This window comes from Serinicoccus sediminis (genome assembly GCF_004153545.1).
Taxonomy (GTDB): Bacteria; Actinomycetota; Actinomycetes; order Actinomycetales; family Dermatophilaceae; genus Ornithinicoccus; species Ornithinicoccus sediminis_A.
The window spans coordinates 33,078-48,818 of record NZ_SDVA01000008.1; the positions used below are offsets into that span (position 1 = coordinate 33,078).

Consider the following 15,741-nt stretch of genomic DNA (forward strand, 5'->3'; position numbering starts at 1 on the left):
CGCCGTGACCCGCGTGCCGGTCCGTCGGGTCGGGTGGGGGAGGATGAGCCCATGCCCTCCCTGCGCGTCGCCTCCTACAACCTGCGCGGCCTCAAGGACAGCGCGGAGGCCGCCGCCGCGGTCGTCCGCGCCCTCGCCCCCGACGTCCTGCTGCTCCAGGAGCTGCCCCGCTACCCCGGCTCGGAGTATGCCGTCGCCGCCTTCGCGCGCCGCTGCGACCTGCTCTGGTCCGGGCGCACCCGGCTGCTCAGCGGCACCGGGCTGATGACCGCGCTGCGGGTGACCGCCACCGACTCCGTCGACCGCCGGCTGCGCGTCGGGCTGCGGGAGAACCCGCGCGGCTACACGCAGACCCGGGTCCGGCTGCCGGAGGGGCCGCAGGTCGACGTCGTCTCGGTCCACCTGTCCCTGCGGGCGGAGCAGCGGGTGGAGCACGCGAGCACCGTCCTCGCCGAGCTGGCCGCGGGCCGGGAGGACCCGGAGCAGGTGCCGCTGGTGGTCGGCGGCGACCTCAATGAGGGCCGCGACGGCGCGGCGTGGGGCGTCCTGGCCGCCGGCCTGGAGGAGGTGTCGGCGGACCGGCCGACCTTCCCGGCCCACCAGCCGCACCGTCACATCGACGCGGTCTTCGCCCGGGGGCACCGGGCGGCGCGGCCGGGTGACCCCGCCGTGCTGGAGGGTATGCCGCTGCGCGAGGCGAGCGACCACCTGCCGGTCTGGGTCGACCTGGAGGTCTGAGGGCGCCTCAGACCCGGGCGCCTCAGACGCGGGCGCCGTCGTCGCCGTCGTAGGGGAGCCGCCGGCGCGGCTGCCGCAGCACCAGCAGCACGAACCCGCCGACGGTCATCAAGACACCCACGGCGGCGAACCCCGGGTGCAGCAGCGGCACGACCGCCGCGAGCACCACCAGCAGCGGGCCGGCGACCAGCCCGACGACGATGCCCCAGAAGTGCAGGTCGCCGGCCGGCAGCGGCTCGGTCGGCGGGGGGACGAAGTGGTCCTCGTCGTCCTCCGACGGCTCGTAGGAGCGGTGGTCGGTCGCCATGCCGTCGGGGGTCCGCGGGCCCAGGTGCGAGGCAGGACGGGGGGCCGGCCCCGCGTCCGAGCCGGGTGACGGAGCCGGCGGGGGCTCGTGCTCGGCCCCGGGCCAGGGCGGGTTGACCGTGCGGCCGGGCGGGGTGCCGCCCTCACCGCGCAGTCCGGCCACGATCTCGCGGAAGACCCGGTCCACGTCGGGGTCGGCCGGGCCGTCCTCGGGGCTGCGGGGGCTCACCACCCCAGTCTCGCACGGTGCCGCCCCGCGTCCCACGCGGCGAGGGTCGCGCAGGGGTAGAGTCGGCGCGCACACCGGCGCCCGCAGCGCGGCGGACGACACGGCCCGAGGAGGACGCCCGATGATCTACTGGATCCTCAAGCACCTGGTCGTCGGACCCCCGCTCAAGGCGCTCTTCCGGCCCTGGATCGAGGGCAGGCAGCACCTGCCGGAGACCGGCGCGGCGATCCTCGCCAGCAACCACCTGTCCTTCTCCGACTCGATCTTCCTGCCGCTCATGGTCGACCGCAGGATCACCTTCCCCGCCAAGATGGAGTACTTCACCGGCACCGGCGTCAAGGGCTGGCTGACCCGGCTGTTCTTCACCTCCACCGGACAGATCCCCATCGACCGCTCCGGCGGGTCCGCCTCGATGGCCGCGCTCGAGCAGGGTCTGCAGGTGCTCCGGCGCGGCGAGCTGTTCGGGATCTACCCCGAGGGGACGCGCAGCCCGGACGGGCGGCTCTACCGCGGCAAGACGGGGATGGCGAGGCTCGCCCTGGAGGCGGACGTGCCGATCATCCCGTGCGCGATGATCGACACCGACAAGGCGCAGCCGACGGGCCAGAAGGTGCCCAACGTGGTGCAGGTGGGGGTGCGGGTCGGCCGGCCCATGCACTACCCGGAGTACGCCGGGCGCAGCGAGGACCACGTGGTCCTGCGGCAGATCACCGACGAGGTGATGGCCGAGCTGCAGCGGCTCTCCGGCCAGGTCTACGTCGACGAGTACGCCGCCACCGTCAAGGAGCGGCTCGCCGCCCGGGCGCGGTCCGGGGTCGAGCAGGCCCGGGCCGGGCTGGAGCAGGCCACGGAGCGGGCCAGGGAGGGCCTGGAGCAGGCGGGGGAGAAGGCCCGGGAGGGCCTGGGCCACGCCCGCGAGGACATCGCCGGGGCCACCGGCCGGGCCCGGGAGAGCCTCGCCGAGCGGCGGGCGCGGAGGCATACCGAGCACGAGGACGCCCCGGAGGCATGACGCGGCGTCAGAGGCACCACGGGCCGTCTCCTACGATGGAGCGGTGAGCACCGACCTGACCGGCCTGGCCACCACCGGTGGCCACGACATCGACTGGCCCGACCTGCCCGCGCGCCAGCAGCCCACCTGGGCCGACCCCGCGGCCCTCGCGCAGACCCTCTCGGTGCTCGGGACCTATCCGCCGCTCGTCTTCGCCGGCGAGTGCGACCAGCTGCGCTCACGGATGGCCGACGTCGCCGCCGGGCGGGCCTTCACGCTGCAGGGCGGCGACTGCGCCGAGACCCTGGCCGACGTGACCGGCCCCAACATCCGGGACCGCATCAAGACCATCCTGCAGATGGCCGTCGTCCTCACCTACGGTGCGGGCACGCCGATCGTCAAGGTGGGTCGGATGGCGGGGCAGTTCGCCAAGCCGCGCAGCGCGGACACCGAGACGCGGGACGGGGTGACCCTGCCCGCCTACCGCGGAGACATGGTCAACGGCTTCGAGTTCACGCCCGAGGCGCGCCGGCCCGACCCCGAGCGGCTGCTGCGCTGCTACCACGCGAGCTCGGCCACCCTCAACCTCGTGCGCGGCTTCACCAGCGGTGGCTTCGCGGACCTGCGCAGCGTGCACGCCTGGAACAAGGGCTTCCTCACCGGGCCGGCGCAGGCGCGCTACGAGGTCATGGCCGGGCAGATCGACCGCGCGGTCCGCTTCCTGGAGGCCTCCGGGGTCGCGGACGCCGAGGAGATGCGGCGGGTGGAGTTCTACTCCGCCCACGAGGCGCTCGTCCTCGACTACGAGCGCCCCATGGTGCGCCGCGACCACCGGACCGGGCTGCTCTACGACACCTCCAGCCACCTGGTCTGGGTCGGCGAGCGCACCCGGGACCTCGACGGGGCGCACATCGACTTCGTCTCCCGGATCCAGAACCCGGTGGCGGTCAAGCTCGGCCCGTCCGCGGACCGTGACACCGTGCTGTCCCTCATCGACCGCATCGACCCCGACCGCACGCCGGGGCGGCTCACCTTCATCACCCGGATGGGGGCGGGGAGGATCAGGGACGTCCTGCCCTCGCTGCTGACCTCCCTGGGCGAGGACGCCCGGCGGGTGGCGTGGGTGTGCGACCCCATGCACGGCAACACCTTCACCTCGCCCAGCGGCTTCAAGACCCGCCGCTTCGAGGACGTGGTGGAGGAGGTGCGGGGGTTCTTCGCCGCGCACGCCGAGGCCGGCACGCATCCCGGCGGCATCCACGTGGAGCTCACCGGCAACGACGTCACCGAGTGCGTCGGGGGCACCACCCCGGTCGACCTCGACGACCTGGGGCTGCGCTACGAGACGCTGTGCGACCCGCGGCTCAACCACCAGCAGAGCCTGGAGCTGGCCTTCCTCGTCGCGGAGATGCTGGAACGGGCCGGGCGCTGACGTGGGGGAGCACGTGATGGGTGGCGCGACGCCGACCGCGGACCTGCGCTCGGACACCCTCACCCGCCCCACGTCGGCCATGCGGGCGGCGATGGTCGACGCCCCGGTGGGCGACGACGTCTACGCCGAGGACCCCACCGTCGCCGCGCTGGAGGAGCGCGTCGCCGCGCTGCTGGGTCACGAGGCGGCGCTCTTCATGCCCACCGGGTCGATGGCCAACCAGATCGGGCTGCGCCTTCACGCCGGGCCAGGGACGGAGGTCATCAGCGACCACCTCGCCCACGTCCTGCGCGCCGAGCTCGGGGCCGCAGCGGCGTTCTCCGGCATCACCACCCGCAGCTGGGTGGCCGAGCGCGGCCGTCTCGACGTCGAGACCGCCCTCGCGGTCATGGTGCCGGACGGGGGCGCCTACCAGGTCGGCACCGCCTGCGTCGTCGTGGAGAACACCCACAACTTCGGCGGCGGCACGGTCCAGCCGCTCGAGGAGATGCGCCGCCTGCGGGAGGGGACCCGGGCCGCCGGGGTCGGGGTGCACCTCGACGGCGCCCGGCTGTGGAACGCGCACGTCGCCACCGGGGTGGCCCTGGCGGACTACGGCGCCTGCGCCGACACGGTGTCGGTATGCCTGTCCAAGGGCCTCGGGGCCCCGGTCGGGTCGGTGCTCGCGGCCTCCGCGGACCAGATCGCGCAGGCCCGGGTCCTGCGCAAGCGGATGGGCGGCGGGATGCGGCAGGTGGGTCTGCTCGCCGCCGCCGGGCGCCACGCCCTGGAGCACCAGCTGGAGCGGCTCGCCGAGGACCACCGCCGCACCGCGCAGGTCGCTCGGGCCCTCGGGGCGGCCGCCCCGGACGTCGTGGACCCGGCCCAGGTGCACACCAACATCCTCGTGCTCGACGTCGCGGCGGCCGGGTGGAGCGCGGCCGGCTTCGTGGCGGCCGCGGGGGAGCGCGGGGTGCTGGGCTACCCGACGGACGCACGGCACGCGCGCTTCGTGTGGCACCTCGACATCGACGACACGATGACCCAGCACGCCGAGGACGTCCTGCTGGACCTGCTGCGCCGGGGCGGCGCGGCCTCGTGACCGACGCGGAGGGCGATCCAGGCACGCCGCTGCCCCCGGGGCAGCGGGCGACCCGGACCTGGCGCCCCTCGCACTACGGGCGGGTGCCCCGGCTGGACCCCGAGACATGGACCCTGCGGATCGGGGGAGACACCCTCGACGGCGGGGTCACCGTGCTGACCTGGGACGACCTCGCCGCGCTGCCCTTCGTGGAGGTCACCGCCAGCCTGCACTGCGTCGACCGGCACAGCGTCCCGGGCCTGCGCTGGGGCGGGGTGCGGATGCGCGACGTGCTCGCGCTCGCGCCCCCGCAGCCGGACGCCCGGCACGTGCTGCTGGCGGCGGCCCGGGGGTATGCGGCAGGGGTCCTGCTCGAGGACCTGCAGCACCCCGACGCCCTCGTCGCCCACAGCGTGCAGGGAGAGCCGTTGACCGCCGAGCACGGGTGGCCGGCCCGGGCCGTGCTGCCGCACCTCTACGGCTTCAAGGGGCCGAAGTGGCTGGCCGAGGTGACCTACCACCGGGCACCCCAGCAGGGGTGGTGGGAGTCGCACGGCTACCACCAGCGGGCCCGGGTGGACCGGGAGGAGCGGTGGGCCCACCAGGGGTGAGCGGGGTGGGCCGCGTCGACCGACCGGGCTAGACGACGGTCAGCACGACCCGGGTGCCCCGTGGCACCTGCTCCCCGGGCTCCACCGACTGCTCGCGGACCGTGCCGAAGAACCCGCCTCGCACGTCCTCCCGCTCCACCTCCAGGCCCAGCTCCACGAGCTGCTCCTCCGCCGCGGAGAACTGCCGCCCGACCACCTGCGGCACGCTGACCAGCTCGGGTCCCTGGGAGAGCACGATGGTGACCGTGCTCCCGCGCTCGACCTGGCCCGAGGTGGGCGCCTGGCTGACGACCGACCCCTCGGCCACCGCGTCGTCGAAGACCCGCTCCGGGGCCACCGTCACCGTCAACCCGGCGTCGACGAGGGCCGCCGTCGCCTCCTGCTCGGTGCGGCCGCCGACCTGCGGCACGGCCACCGGCGCGGGGCCGTCGCTCACGACGAGGGCGACCTCCCCGCCGGGGGGCAGCGGCTCCCCGGCGGCCGGTGTGCTGCTGAGGACGCGCCCCTCGGGCTCGCTCTCGTGGTGCTGGCGGGTCTGCGCGCCCAGGACGAGGTTGGCGCCCTCCAGCGCCTCCCGCGCCGAGTCCACGCTCAGCCCGGCCAGCGGGGGCACGGCATACCGCTCGGGGCCCTGGGAGACGACGAGGGGCACGTCGGTGCCGTGGCGCAGCTGGGTTCCGGCCTCCTGGTCGGTGGAGACGACGACCCCGGTCGCGACCTGCTCGGAGTAGGCGTAGGTGACGACCGGGTCGAGCTGCTCGGCGTCGAGCAGGGCCCGCGCCTGGTCCTCCGGCAGGTCCACCACCGCCGGCATGGGCGAGTGGACGCCCGGCCCCTCCAGCAGCCACCAGGCGGCGTACCCGGCGCCGCCGAGCAGCAGCACGAGCAGGATCCCCAGGACGGGCCCGCCCCGTCGGCGGGAGGGCCGCGGCGCCGGGGTGCGCGTCGTGGCGGACGTCCGGGGCGGACGGTTGCCCGTCGTCCGGGCGTAGTGTCCCTCGCCCGCCGCGGGTCGGCCCACCGGCAGGTGCCGGGTGGAGTCCCCGGCGGCCCCCACGACCTGGGTCAGGTCGCCGTCGGAGGTCGCGGGGGCAGCCGCGAACGGCGCGGGCGCGGCGTCCAGCTGCCGGTCGTCGAGCTCGCGCAGGCAGTCGCGCAGCTGCGCCAGCAGGTCGGCCGCGTCGTGGGGCCGGTCGGCGGGGTCGGTCGCGGCCGCGCGACGCACCAGCGCGTCGACCGGCGCCGGGACGGTCGGCACGAGCTGGCGGGGGGACGGCACGGCACCGTGGACGTGCTCGTAGGCCACGCGCAACGGGTCTCCGCCCGGGAACGCCTTGCGACCGGTCAGCAGCTCGAAGAGCAGCAGACCCACGGCATACACGTCGGTCCGGGCGTCGACGGCGTCCTGCTCGACCTGCTCCGGGGCCAGGTAGGCCGCCGTCCCCCACAGCAGCTCGGAGCTGGCCTGCCGGCCGGCCGCGGAGACCGCCCGCGCCAGGCCGAAGTCGGCGACCTTGACCCCGCTCTCGCGCCCGTCGGCGAGCAGGACGTTCTCCGGCTTGATGTCCCGGTGGACCACGCCGCGGCGGTGCGCCTCGGCGAGCGCCTCGGTGACCGGGAGCAGGAGCGCCATCGCCCGGCGCGTCGACATCGGCGCGTGGGCGGCCACCACGTCGCGCAGGGTGGGCCCCTCCACCAGCTCCATCGCCAGGAAGACGACGTCGCCGTCCTCCCCCTGGTCGTAGACGCCGACGACGTGCGGGTGGGACAGTCGGGCGGCCGCCCGTGCCTCGGCGACGAAGCGCCGCACGAAGGCGTCGTCGTCGGCCAGGTCCGGGCGCATCACCTTCAGCGCGACCGGGCGGTCGAGACGCAGGTCCCGCGCTCGGTAGACCGTCGCCATGCCGCCCCGCGCGAGCTCGCGCTCCACCTGGTACCGACCGTCGATGACGCGGTCGAGGAGGGTGGAGGTGGGGGCGGTCACGCCTCCGAGTCTACGGAGCGCGGGCGGCCGACCGTGGGACGTGCAGGTCGGGGATGCCCGCGACCGGGCCTCAGAGCGTCTTCTGGAAGTGCTTGATGTTGCGGACGTACTGCCTGGTGTCGGCGAACAGACCGTGCTGGCGGACGCTGGCCAGTCCCTGGTAGTAGCCACCGATGGCCTCGTCCGTGCTCCCGGCGGACCGCAGCAGCGTGCGCATGATGACGACACCCGCGGTGACGTTGTCCTCCGGGTCGAGCAGGTTGAGCTCCCGTCCCACGAGACCGGACGCCCACTGGCCCGAGCTCGGGATGACCTGCATCGCCCCGATGGCGTTGGCGGGGGACACCGCCCGGTGGTTCCAGCCCGACTCCTGGTAGGAGAGCGCGAGCATGAGGGTGGGGTCCACCCCGTGCCGCTCGCTGGTCCGCACGATGAGGTCGCGGACGGCGGACCGGCTCGGGACGTCGATCCCGGCGAGGTAGTCGCGGTTGGCCGCCGCGGACCGCGCGATGCCGTCGCTGTAGCGGTAGTGCAGGAAGGTGTCCGGGACCTTCTCCCCGGCCCGGTGGTCCCCGATGGTCGACTCGTCGTAGGGGCGGTCCAGGGTCGAGGACGCGGTGGGACGCCCGGCCGCGGCCGCCCCGGACCCGCCGAGCCGCAGCTTCTGGCCGGGGTAGATGAGCCGGGTGTCGGTGAGGTCGTTGGCCCGGGCGAGGTCGGCGACGGTGACACCGTGCCGCCCGGCGATCCCGCTCAGGGTGTCCCCGGGGCGGACCGTGATGGTGCGGGCCCCGGAGGTGGAGGACGAGGGTGCGGCCGGGGCCGGGCCGCCGGACGGGAGCCTCTGCCCGCCCGCCCCGGGCAGGTGCAGGACCTGGCCGGGGTAGATGAGCCGGCTGTTGGCGATGGCGTTGACCGAGACGAGGTCCTTGATGCTCACGCCGTGGCGCACCGCGAGGTGGGAGAGGGTGTCGCCCGCCCGCACGGTCACGGTGCCCCGGCCGGCGGGCCGCTGCGTCCTCGGTGCCGAGGACGACGAGGAGGCCGGGGCCGGGGCGGTGGCCGTGGCCCGGTCGCCGCTGGGGATCCGCAGCCGGGTCCCGGGCATGATCCAGCGGCCGCCGTCGCGCAGGTCGTTGGCCTGGACGATGGCGCGGGCGCTCACGTCGTAGCGCGCGGCCAGGTCGTAGACGGTGTCACCGGCGGTGACGGTGTGCGTGGTGTCCGTGCGGGTGCGCACGACCGTGTCCAGGGGCGCGGTGGCGTGCACACCGGTGGGTGCGACATAGGCCTGGGACGGCAGGTCGCCCGGGGGCAGGGCGGCGAAGAGCGGGCTCACGTCTTTCCTCCAGTGACGTCTGTGCAACGAGGTATGCGGGGACACTCCCGGGACGTGGGGGGACAAGGTGACCCGTGAGGCATGAGGGACAGTACCCTGCGGACCGAACCACCGCCACCCTTTCGGCGTGTCGTACCGATGTGATTGACTAGACGTGTGGTAAGTGACAGCGATGTAGTTTCTGAGTGGTGGACCATCCCCGACGTCATGGAACGCACCGGGGCGAGCCTGCAGGAGGCGCGCCGGTGGGTCCAGGAACGTGATGTGGTCGGCCGGCGGCGCGGCCCCGACGCGGTCCTCATGGTCCCGGCCGGGTTCTTCGTGGACGACGGCCCGCTGCCGTCGTTACGGGGCACCATCACCGTGCTCGCCGACGGTGGGCAGAGCGACGAGGAGATCATCGCCTGGCTGCACGCCCCGGACGAGTCGCTGCCGGGCGGAAGCGCCCTGGCCTCGTTGCACTCCGGGGCCAAGACCGAGGTGCGCCGCCGGGCGCAGGAGCAGGCCTTCTGACCTGCCCGGCGGGCGCGCCCCGCCCTACGTGGAGCGGTCGGTGCAGACCGCCACGAGCTCGGTCAGGGCCTCTCGTCCCTCCGCGGTGAGGTCGGGCGTGCCCCCGAGCTCCTCGAGGGCCCGCTCCGCGCCACGGCCGACCATCTGCTCGGTCCGCTCGAGGGCGCCGGAGCCCACGAGGACCTCGCGCACCCGCTCGACCGCGTCCTCGTCGAGGTCCGGGTCGCCCAGGGCCTCCTCGACGAGCGCCGCTCCAGCGGGGCCGGCCTGGGCGAGGGCGTGGGCGATGAGCACGGTGTGCTTGCCCTCGCGCAGGTCGTCCCCGGCCGGCTTGCCGGTCTGAGAGGGGTCGCCGAAGACGCCGAGGACGTCGTCGCGCAGCTGGAAGGCCTCGCCGAGGGCGGCGCCGTAGCGGCCCAGGGCAGGCCGGGTCCGCGGTCCGACCCGCGCCGCGTCCGCGCCGATGAGCAGGGGCTGCTGCACCGAGTAGCGCGCGCTCTTGTAGCGGATGACCGTGAGGCACCGCTCCAGGCGCTGCTCGAGGTCGAGGCCGCCCCAGCCGCGGGCGCCCTCGAGCATGTCGAGGAACTGGCCACCCATGAGCTGGGTGCGCATCCGGTCGAACTCGGGGCGCGCCCGCTGCAGGGCCTCCTGGGGCAGGCCGCTGGTGGTGAAGACCTCGTCGGTCCAGTTGAGGCAGAGGTCCCCGGCGAGGATCGCGGCGGCGTGGCCGAAGGAGTCCGGGTCGCCGGACCACCCCTGCTCCCGGTGGTGCCGGGCGAAGCGACGGTGGGCGGTGGGGTGCCCGCGCCGCAGGTCGCTGTGGTCCATGACGTCGTCGTGCAGCAGGGCGGCGGCCTGGAAGACCTCCATCGCGCTCGCCGCACGCACCGCGGCCGGGTCGTCCGGCCCGCCCAGGGCGCGCCAGCCCCAGTAGAGGAAGGTGGCCCGCAACCGCTTGCCGCCGTTGAGCAGGTCGGCGATCGCCTCGAGCAGCGGTGCCATGGGCGGCCCCAGCTCGTCCAGGACGGCGCGCTGCCGGGCGAGCTGCTCGTCCAGAGCCTGCTGCACGCGGGGGCGCAGGTCCACGCGGTCCAGGGCCTGCATCACGGATCCTCTCGTCCCTCGACGGGCCTGCTGCGGGTGCCGGACGGTCGGTGCGTCCTGGCGGGGCGGCCCGGCCCGAGCCTATCCGCTGCGGCGTCCGGCCCGGGCCGCCCCCTCCTGCGGCCCGGGCCGTGTCCCATGGTCGCGGGCGGGGCGCCGGCCCCGCGGGAGTTGTCCACAGCCGGCGGCGGTCGCCCGGGACGGGAGGGGTTGAGTCCGTCGGTGGCTGGTCGTACATTTGTTCCATCACGGTGTCGAACACGAGTTCGATGGACCTGGCTGTCTGCGGACAGGCCGTCATGGAGGAGGTGCAGCTCATGAGCAGGAGCTATCACGAACCGGTCGAGGTGAGGCTGGGGAGGGCGGCGGAGCACGGCGTGCGGGTCGAGACCGCGCTGCCCGCGGGCGTGGCCGGGCTGTCCGAGGGCACGGGGGCGCTCGTGTCCGAGGACCCGCAGGTCCCCGCCGTCTTCCTCTGGCGGGGGCGGCTGCACCTCGTGCAGGCGGTCCTGGGGCAGTGGAGCCTGCGCGTGGCGTGGTGGCGACCCGAGGACCGGGGAGGCCCCATGACGACCGGTCGTGACCGGTCCGAGCTCGGCGACGGGTCCGAGCTCGGCGACGGGTCCGACCTCGGCGACGGACCGGGCCAGGAGGAGCTGGAGCGGGTCGTCTGGCGGGTCGAGGCCGGGCCGGGGCGTCTCGCGGGGACGGGGGTCTACGACCTCGTCCAGGGCGAGCGGTGGTGGCTGGAACGGGTCGCCGACTGACCACCCGCACCGCACCCCGGCGGGTGCTGACCGAGGCGCCGGAGCAGGCCATGAGGACCACGAGAGGAACGACGAGATGACGACCACCGAGACCGGGGCCACCGCAGGCGCGGTGCTGGACCTGCTGGATCGTTCGCGCGGTGTGCTGCTGCAGGCCTGCCACAGCGGGACGGCGGCGGAGCGCTACACCCAGGCCCACCTGTCCGCGCTGCGCGCCGGGGCCGCGTTGCTGGCGGCGCGCACGACGCCTGCCCCCGGGCGGCGCAGCCGCCCCCGCAGCGTCTGGGAGATGCTTCCGTCGGTCGCTCCCGAGCTGACCGAGTGGGCCGCGTTCTTCGCCGCGTCCGGCCGTCGCCGGGTGGCCCTGGAGCGGGGTGCGTCCAGCGCCACCGTGACGACACGGGAGGCCGACGACATGGTGCGGGCGGGGGAGCACTTCCTCGAGCTGGTGCGGGCGGCGCTGCACCTGCCGTGCGAGACCTCCCTGCACGCCGAGCTCGCCCCGCTGGGCCACGGGTGAGGGCGGCCGTGCCGACGGGGCCGACCACGGCAGCAGGGAGTGACGACTTCGTCCACCTGCACGTCGCCTCCAGCGCCTCCATGCGCTACGGCGCCTCCCACCCGGCCGACCTGGTGCGCCGCGCGGCCGAGCTGGGCCAGTCCGCGCTGGCCCTGACCGACCGCGACGGTCTCTACGGCGCGGTGCGCTTCGTCCGCGCCTGCACCGAGGCGGGGATCGCCCCGGTGCTGGGGGTGGACCTCGCCCTGGCGGGCTCCCCCTCCGGGCCGGGTGCCGGGCCGGAGGCGCCCGGCCCGGCGCCGACCCCGTTCGTCACCGGGCTGCGGCCGACGGCTCCCCAGGTGCCGGACCGGGTGGCGCCCGGCCAGGGCTGGGGAGAGGGCCTGGACGTCCGGCCGGCCCGGCGTGGCCCGCGGACCCCGGTCAAGGGGGGCGCCCTCGTCGACGACCAGCAGCCCCGGGTGGTGCTGCTGGCGCGTGGGCAGCGTGGCGGTGCCGAGGCGGGGGTGGGGTGGGCCCGGTTGTGCCGCCTGGTGACGCACACCCATCTCTCGGGCGAGCGGTCGGTGCCACGGGTCACCCCCGAGCTCATCGCCCGGGCCGCGACCGGGACCGCCGGGGTCTCCCCGGTCGTCCTGCTGCTGGGCCCGGACTCCGACGTCGGCAGGGCGCTGCTGGCCCGCCGTCGCGACCTGGCCCGGCGGCTGCTCCAGGCCTGGACGAGGATGCTCCCGGCCGGGGCCGTGCGGGTCGAGGTGGTCTGCCACGGTGGCCCCGAGGGGACACCGGGGAGCCTCGCCCACGCGACGGCGTCCTGGGCGCTGGCCCGGGAGGTCGGGGTGCCTGCCGTGCTCACCGCGGCGGTCCGGCACGTCCACCCGGAGCAGGCGCGGGTCGTCGACGTCCTCGACGCCGCCCGGCGCCGGGTCGCGCTCGACGAGCGCCATCTCGACCGGGTGAGCGGTGCCGGCCACCTGGCGGGGACCGCCGTCATGCACGGGCTGGCCCGTCAGCTGGAGCGTGCGGCCGGGCCCGGTGCCCGCGCGGACGAGCTCGTGCGCGACACCCTGCAGCTGGCCGCCGACTGCCACCAGGACGCCCGGTCCGACCTCGGGATCGGGGGCGTCCACCTGCCGGAGCCCGAGGTGCTCGGCGTCCACGGGGTGGGGCAGGCCCACCAGGTCCTCACCGAGCGCTGCACCCAGGCCGTCGGCGGGCGCTACCCGGCTGCCGGGAGGGCGTTCGAGCAGCAGGTCCGCGACCGGCTCGAGCAGGAGCTGGGGGTGATCGCCGGGCTGGGGTACCCGACCTACTTCCTCACCGTCGCCCAGGTCTGCGACCTGGTCCGGGAGCAGGGGGTGCGGGTCGCGGCGCGCGGCTCCGGGGCGGGGAGCCTGGTGGCCTACCTGCTCGGCATCAGCGGGGTGGACCCGATGGAGCACGGCCTGCTCATGGAGCGGTTCTGCTCCCCGCTGCGGGCCCAGCTGCCGGACATCGACATCGACGTCGAGTCGGCCCGACGCACCGAGATCTACGAGCGCATCCTCGAGCGCTTCGGGTCCGAGCGGGTGACCTGCGTGTCGATGACCGAGACCTATCGCGTACGGCACGCCGTGCGCGACGTCGCGGCGACGCTGGGCCTTCCCCCCGGGGAGATCGACGTCATCGCCAAGGCCTTCCCCCACATCCGGGCCCGCGACGCCCGCGCCGCGATCCGGGACCTCCCCGAACTGCGGCGTCAGGGCCTGGACGCGCCCCGGATGCGCGTCCTCATGGAGCTGGTGGAGTCGCTCGACGGACTGCCGCGGCACATCGCGATGCACCCGTGCGGGGTGGTCCTGTCCGACACCGGGCTGCTCGACCGGACGCCGGTCGAGGCGAGCTGGCTGGGCTTCCCCATGAGCCAGTTCGACAAGGACGACGTGGAGGAGCTGGGGCTGCTCAAGCTCGACGTGCTGGGGATCCGGATGCAGTCGGCGATGGCGCACGCCGTCGAGGAGGTCGCGCGGGTCGACGGCACCAGCATCGACCTGGACGACCGGGCCCAGGTGCCGCTCGACGACCCGGACACCTTCGCCCTGGTCCAGTCCACCCGCACCCTCGGGTGCTTCCAGATCGAGTCCCCGGGTCAGCGCGAGCTGGTGGGCAAGTTCGCCCCGGAGACCTTCTCCGACATCATCATCGACATCTCCCTCTTCCGGCCCGGCCCGGTGAAGTCCGACATGATCCGCCCGTTCCTCCACGCCCGCCAGGGCTGGGGCGAACCGGAGTACCTCCACCCCAGCCTCATCCCCTACCTCGAGCAGACCTGCGGGGTCGTGGTCTTCCACGAGCAGGTGCTGCAGATCGTCGCCGAGACCACGGGGGTCTCGCTGGCCCAGGCCGACGAGGTGCGTCGGGCCATGGGCAGCCCTGTCGGGCAGGAGGAGGTGGAGGTGTGGTGGCGTGCCGCGGCGACCGCCCGGGGCTACCGCGCCGACGAGGTGGACCGGATCTGGGAGGTCCTGGCCGCCTTCGCCTCGTTCGGCTTCTGCAAGGCGCACGCGGCCGCCTTCGCCCTCCCGACCTACCAGTCGGCCTGGCTCAAGACCCACCACACGGCCGCCTTCCTCGCCGGCGTCCTGACCCACGACCCCGGGATGTATCCCAAGCGGCTCATCCTGGACGAGGCCAGGAGCATGGGCGTCCACGTGCTCGGGCTCGACGTCAACGCCTCCCGGGCGACCTACCGGGTCGAGCGGGTGGCGCCGACGGCGGGGCAGGGGGCTCCCGGCTGGGGTGGGCCGTCCTCGCCCGACGCCTCCTGCGCCGTCGGGGCCCGGGGCACGCTGCGCCGCCCACCGGACCACGTGGACGCGGTCATGGCCGCGGTCGAGCGGCGGGCCGGCGGTTACGGCATCCGGTTGTCCCTGGCCGACGTCAAGGGCATCACCGAGGACGAGGTCGGCCGGATCGTCGCGGGGCAGCCCTATGACTCCCTGTCCGACCTGTGGCACCGGGCCCGACCCAGCCGGCCCACCGCCGAGCGGCTGGTGCTGGCCGGGGGGCTCGACGAGCTGCACCGGGTGGGTCGGTGCAGCCCGCGGGCCGGTGGCGACGGGGGTGGCCGCCGGACCGCCGGGGGCGGTCGGCGTGCCGGGCTGACCCGTCGTGACCTGATGCTCCACGTCCGCGACCTGGAGCGCTGGTCCAGGCACGCGGGCGGGTCGCAGGGGAGCGCCCGGGGCGGACGCCGTCGCCCGGCGCCGGTGGTCGAGGCGGGGGAGGTCGCCGCGCGGGCGGAGAGCCAGGCGGCGGGTCGCCGCTCGTGGCGTGGTGACGGTGCCGCCGCGCCCGCCCAGCTGACCCTCGAGCTCGGTGACGACCCGGCACCGCTGGTCGGCAGCGGGCTGCCGGAGATGAGCCCGTCCGAGCAGCTCAGGGCCGAGCTGGAGGTGCTCGGGCTGGACGTCAGCAGCCACGTGGTCGAGGGGTTCGGGCCCATGCTGGCCGAGCTGGGGGTCACCCGGGCGCGCGACCTGCTCTCCTACCGGGGTGGCGCCGAGGTGCTGGTCGCCGGGGCCAAGGTCGCCACCCAGACCCCGCCGGTGCGGTCCGGGAGGCGGGTCGTCTTCCTCACCCTCGAGGACGGCAGCGGGCCGGCCGACGCGACGTTCTTCGAGGACGTCCAGGGACCGTTCGCGACCACGGTGTTCCACTCCTGGCTGCTCCTGGTGCGCGGGGTCGTGCGCCGCACCGGCCCCCGCGGGATCTCGATCCGGGCCACCGCCGCCTGGGAGCTGGGCGAGGTGGCACAGGCCTGGGAGCACGGCGGGCCGGCGGCGGCCCGGACGCTCATGGAGCAGTCCGTGCAGCAGGCGCAGCTGCTCGCGCAGGAGGCCGAGGCCGTGTCCCGGGAGGCGTCCTCGACGGCCGGGGCGCCGCCCGGGCGGCGCGTGCTGGTCCACGCCTCGGGCTTCGTGCAGTCGCCCTACGCCGACATCGCCCCGGCCGGCGAGGCGACCAGGCAGCCCGGGGGCAAGCTGTGGCACTCCAGCCCCGGGAGCTCCGGATGGTGACCGTCACGGCGCCGGCCCCTGTGACGGCCCCGGCGCCCGCGACAGCTACGGTCCCCGCCACGGCTCCGGCGCCCGCGACGGCTACG

13 protein-coding genes are annotated in these 15,741 nt (G+C 75.3%); 9 read left to right on the forward strand and 4 right to left on the reverse strand.

The genetic code is table 11. The features are described 5' to 3' along the window. Window positions 1-51: 51 nt before the first annotated feature. Entirely contained in the window at window positions 52-738 is a 687-nt protein-coding gene (locus EUS26_RS09030; protein WP_130013330.1) for an endonuclease/exonuclease/phosphatase family protein, read from the forward strand. 22 nt (window positions 739-760) lie between these two features. Here EUS26_RS09030 and EUS26_RS09035 read toward each other — a convergent pair whose 3' ends face one another. Next, a complete protein-coding gene (locus EUS26_RS09035; RefSeq protein ID WP_130013332.1) occupies window positions 761-1,273 on the reverse strand; it encodes a hypothetical protein in 513 nt (170 codons plus the stop codon). 121 nt (window positions 1,274-1,394) lie between these two features. Between EUS26_RS09035 and EUS26_RS09040 the strand changes: the two genes are divergently transcribed. Genes EUS26_RS09040 through EUS26_RS09055 form a run of 4 tightly spaced genes read left to right on the forward strand, consistent with a single transcriptional unit; the run spans window position 1,395 to window position 5,367 of the window. Further along, window positions 1,395-2,285, forward strand: a complete 891-nt coding sequence (locus EUS26_RS09040) for a 1-acyl-sn-glycerol-3-phosphate acyltransferase (RefSeq protein ID WP_130013334.1) — start codon at window positions 1,395-1,397, stop codon at window positions 2,283-2,285. A 43-nt stretch (window positions 2,286-2,328) separates the two neighbouring features. Next, a complete protein-coding gene (locus EUS26_RS09045) occupies window positions 2,329-3,696 on the forward strand; it encodes a class II 3-deoxy-7-phosphoheptulonate synthase (protein WP_130013336.1) in 1,368 nt (455 codons plus the stop codon). A 16-nt stretch (window positions 3,697-3,712) separates the two neighbouring features. Then, a complete protein-coding gene (locus EUS26_RS09050) occupies window positions 3,713-4,777 on the forward strand; it encodes a threonine aldolase family protein (protein ID WP_130013338.1) in 1,065 nt (354 codons plus the stop codon). Continuing rightward, window positions 4,774-5,367 carry a molybdopterin-dependent oxidoreductase gene (locus EUS26_RS09055; protein ID WP_130013340.1) on the forward strand — a complete coding sequence of 198 codons (594 nt, stop codon included), beginning with the start codon at window positions 4,774-4,776 and terminating at the stop codon, window positions 5,365-5,367. Before EUS26_RS09050 ends, EUS26_RS09055 begins: the two co-directional genes overlap by 4 nt. Before the next feature lie 28 nt (window positions 5,368-5,395). Here the strand turns inward: EUS26_RS09055 and pknB are convergent, their stop codons facing one another. Then, window positions 5,396-7,351 carry a Stk1 family PASTA domain-containing Ser/Thr kinase gene (gene pknB / locus EUS26_RS09060; RefSeq protein WP_165368562.1) on the reverse strand — a complete coding sequence of 652 codons (1,956 nt, stop codon included), beginning with the start codon at window positions 7,349-7,351 and terminating at the stop codon, window positions 5,396-5,398. Window positions 7,352-7,421: 70 nt separating this feature from the next. After that, entirely contained in the window at window positions 7,422-8,690 is a 1,269-nt protein-coding gene (locus EUS26_RS09065) for a LysM peptidoglycan-binding domain-containing protein (protein WP_130013344.1), read from the reverse strand. A 207-nt stretch (window positions 8,691-8,897) separates the two neighbouring features. Between EUS26_RS09065 and EUS26_RS09070 the strand changes: the two genes are divergently transcribed. After that, complete coding sequence (locus EUS26_RS09070) at window positions 8,898-9,203, forward strand: Rv2175c family DNA-binding protein (RefSeq protein WP_238148884.1); 306 nt, start codon at window positions 8,898-8,900, stop codon at window positions 9,201-9,203. Window positions 9,204-9,227: 24 nt separating this feature from the next. Here the strand turns inward: EUS26_RS09070 and EUS26_RS09075 are convergent, their stop codons facing one another. Beyond that, on the reverse strand, window positions 9,228-10,310 hold the full coding sequence (locus EUS26_RS09075) for a polyprenyl synthetase family protein (protein WP_130013346.1): 1,083 nt from the start codon (window positions 10,308-10,310) through the stop codon (window positions 9,228-9,230). Between the two features lie 269 nt (window positions 10,311-10,579). On the opposite strand from EUS26_RS09075, the gene EUS26_RS09080 reads away from it, so the two are divergent. From EUS26_RS09080 to EUS26_RS09090, 3 genes are all read left to right on the forward strand, one after another. Then, a complete protein-coding gene (locus EUS26_RS09080; RefSeq protein WP_202865098.1) occupies window positions 10,580-11,077 on the forward strand; it encodes a DUF6504 family protein in 498 nt (165 codons plus the stop codon). 76 nt (window positions 11,078-11,153) lie between these two features. After that, window positions 11,154-11,597, forward strand: coding sequence for an SAV_6107 family HEPN domain-containing protein (locus tag EUS26_RS09085; RefSeq protein ID WP_130013348.1), 444 nt, complete (start codon window positions 11,154-11,156; stop codon window positions 11,595-11,597). An 8-nt stretch (window positions 11,598-11,605) separates the two neighbouring features. Further along, window positions 11,606-15,655 (forward strand): DNA polymerase III subunit alpha, encoded by a 4,050-nt coding sequence (locus EUS26_RS09090; protein ID WP_272947955.1) that lies wholly within the window; start codon window positions 11,606-11,608, stop codon window positions 15,653-15,655. The last annotated feature ends 86 nt before the right edge of the window (window positions 15,656-15,741 follow it).

Excerpts from the sequence above, each read along its gene's own strand:
- EUS26_RS09030 (WP_130013330.1), top strand. The coding sequence starts at position 52 with ATGCCCTCCCTGCGCGTCGCCTCCTACAACCTGCGCGGCCTCAAGGAC.
- EUS26_RS09040 (WP_130013334.1), top strand. The coding sequence starts at position 1,395 with ATGATCTACTGGATCCTCAAGCACCTGGTCGTCGGACCCCCGCTCAAG.
- EUS26_RS09050 (WP_130013338.1), top strand. The coding sequence starts at position 3,713 with ATGGGTGGCGCGACGCCGACCGCGGACCTGCGCTCGGACACCCTCACC.
- EUS26_RS09070 (WP_238148884.1), top strand. The coding sequence starts at position 8,898 with ATGGAACGCACCGGGGCGAGCCTGCAGGAGGCGCGCCGGTGGGTCCAG.
- EUS26_RS09075 (WP_130013346.1), bottom strand. The coding sequence starts at position 10,310 with ATGCAGGCCCTGGACCGCGTGGACCTGCGCCCCCGCGTGCAGCAGGCT.
- EUS26_RS09080 (WP_202865098.1), top strand. The coding sequence starts at position 10,580 with ATGGACCTGGCTGTCTGCGGACAGGCCGTCATGGAGGAGGTGCAGCTC.
- EUS26_RS09085 (WP_130013348.1), top strand. The coding sequence starts at position 11,154 with ATGACGACCACCGAGACCGGGGCCACCGCAGGCGCGGTGCTGGACCTG.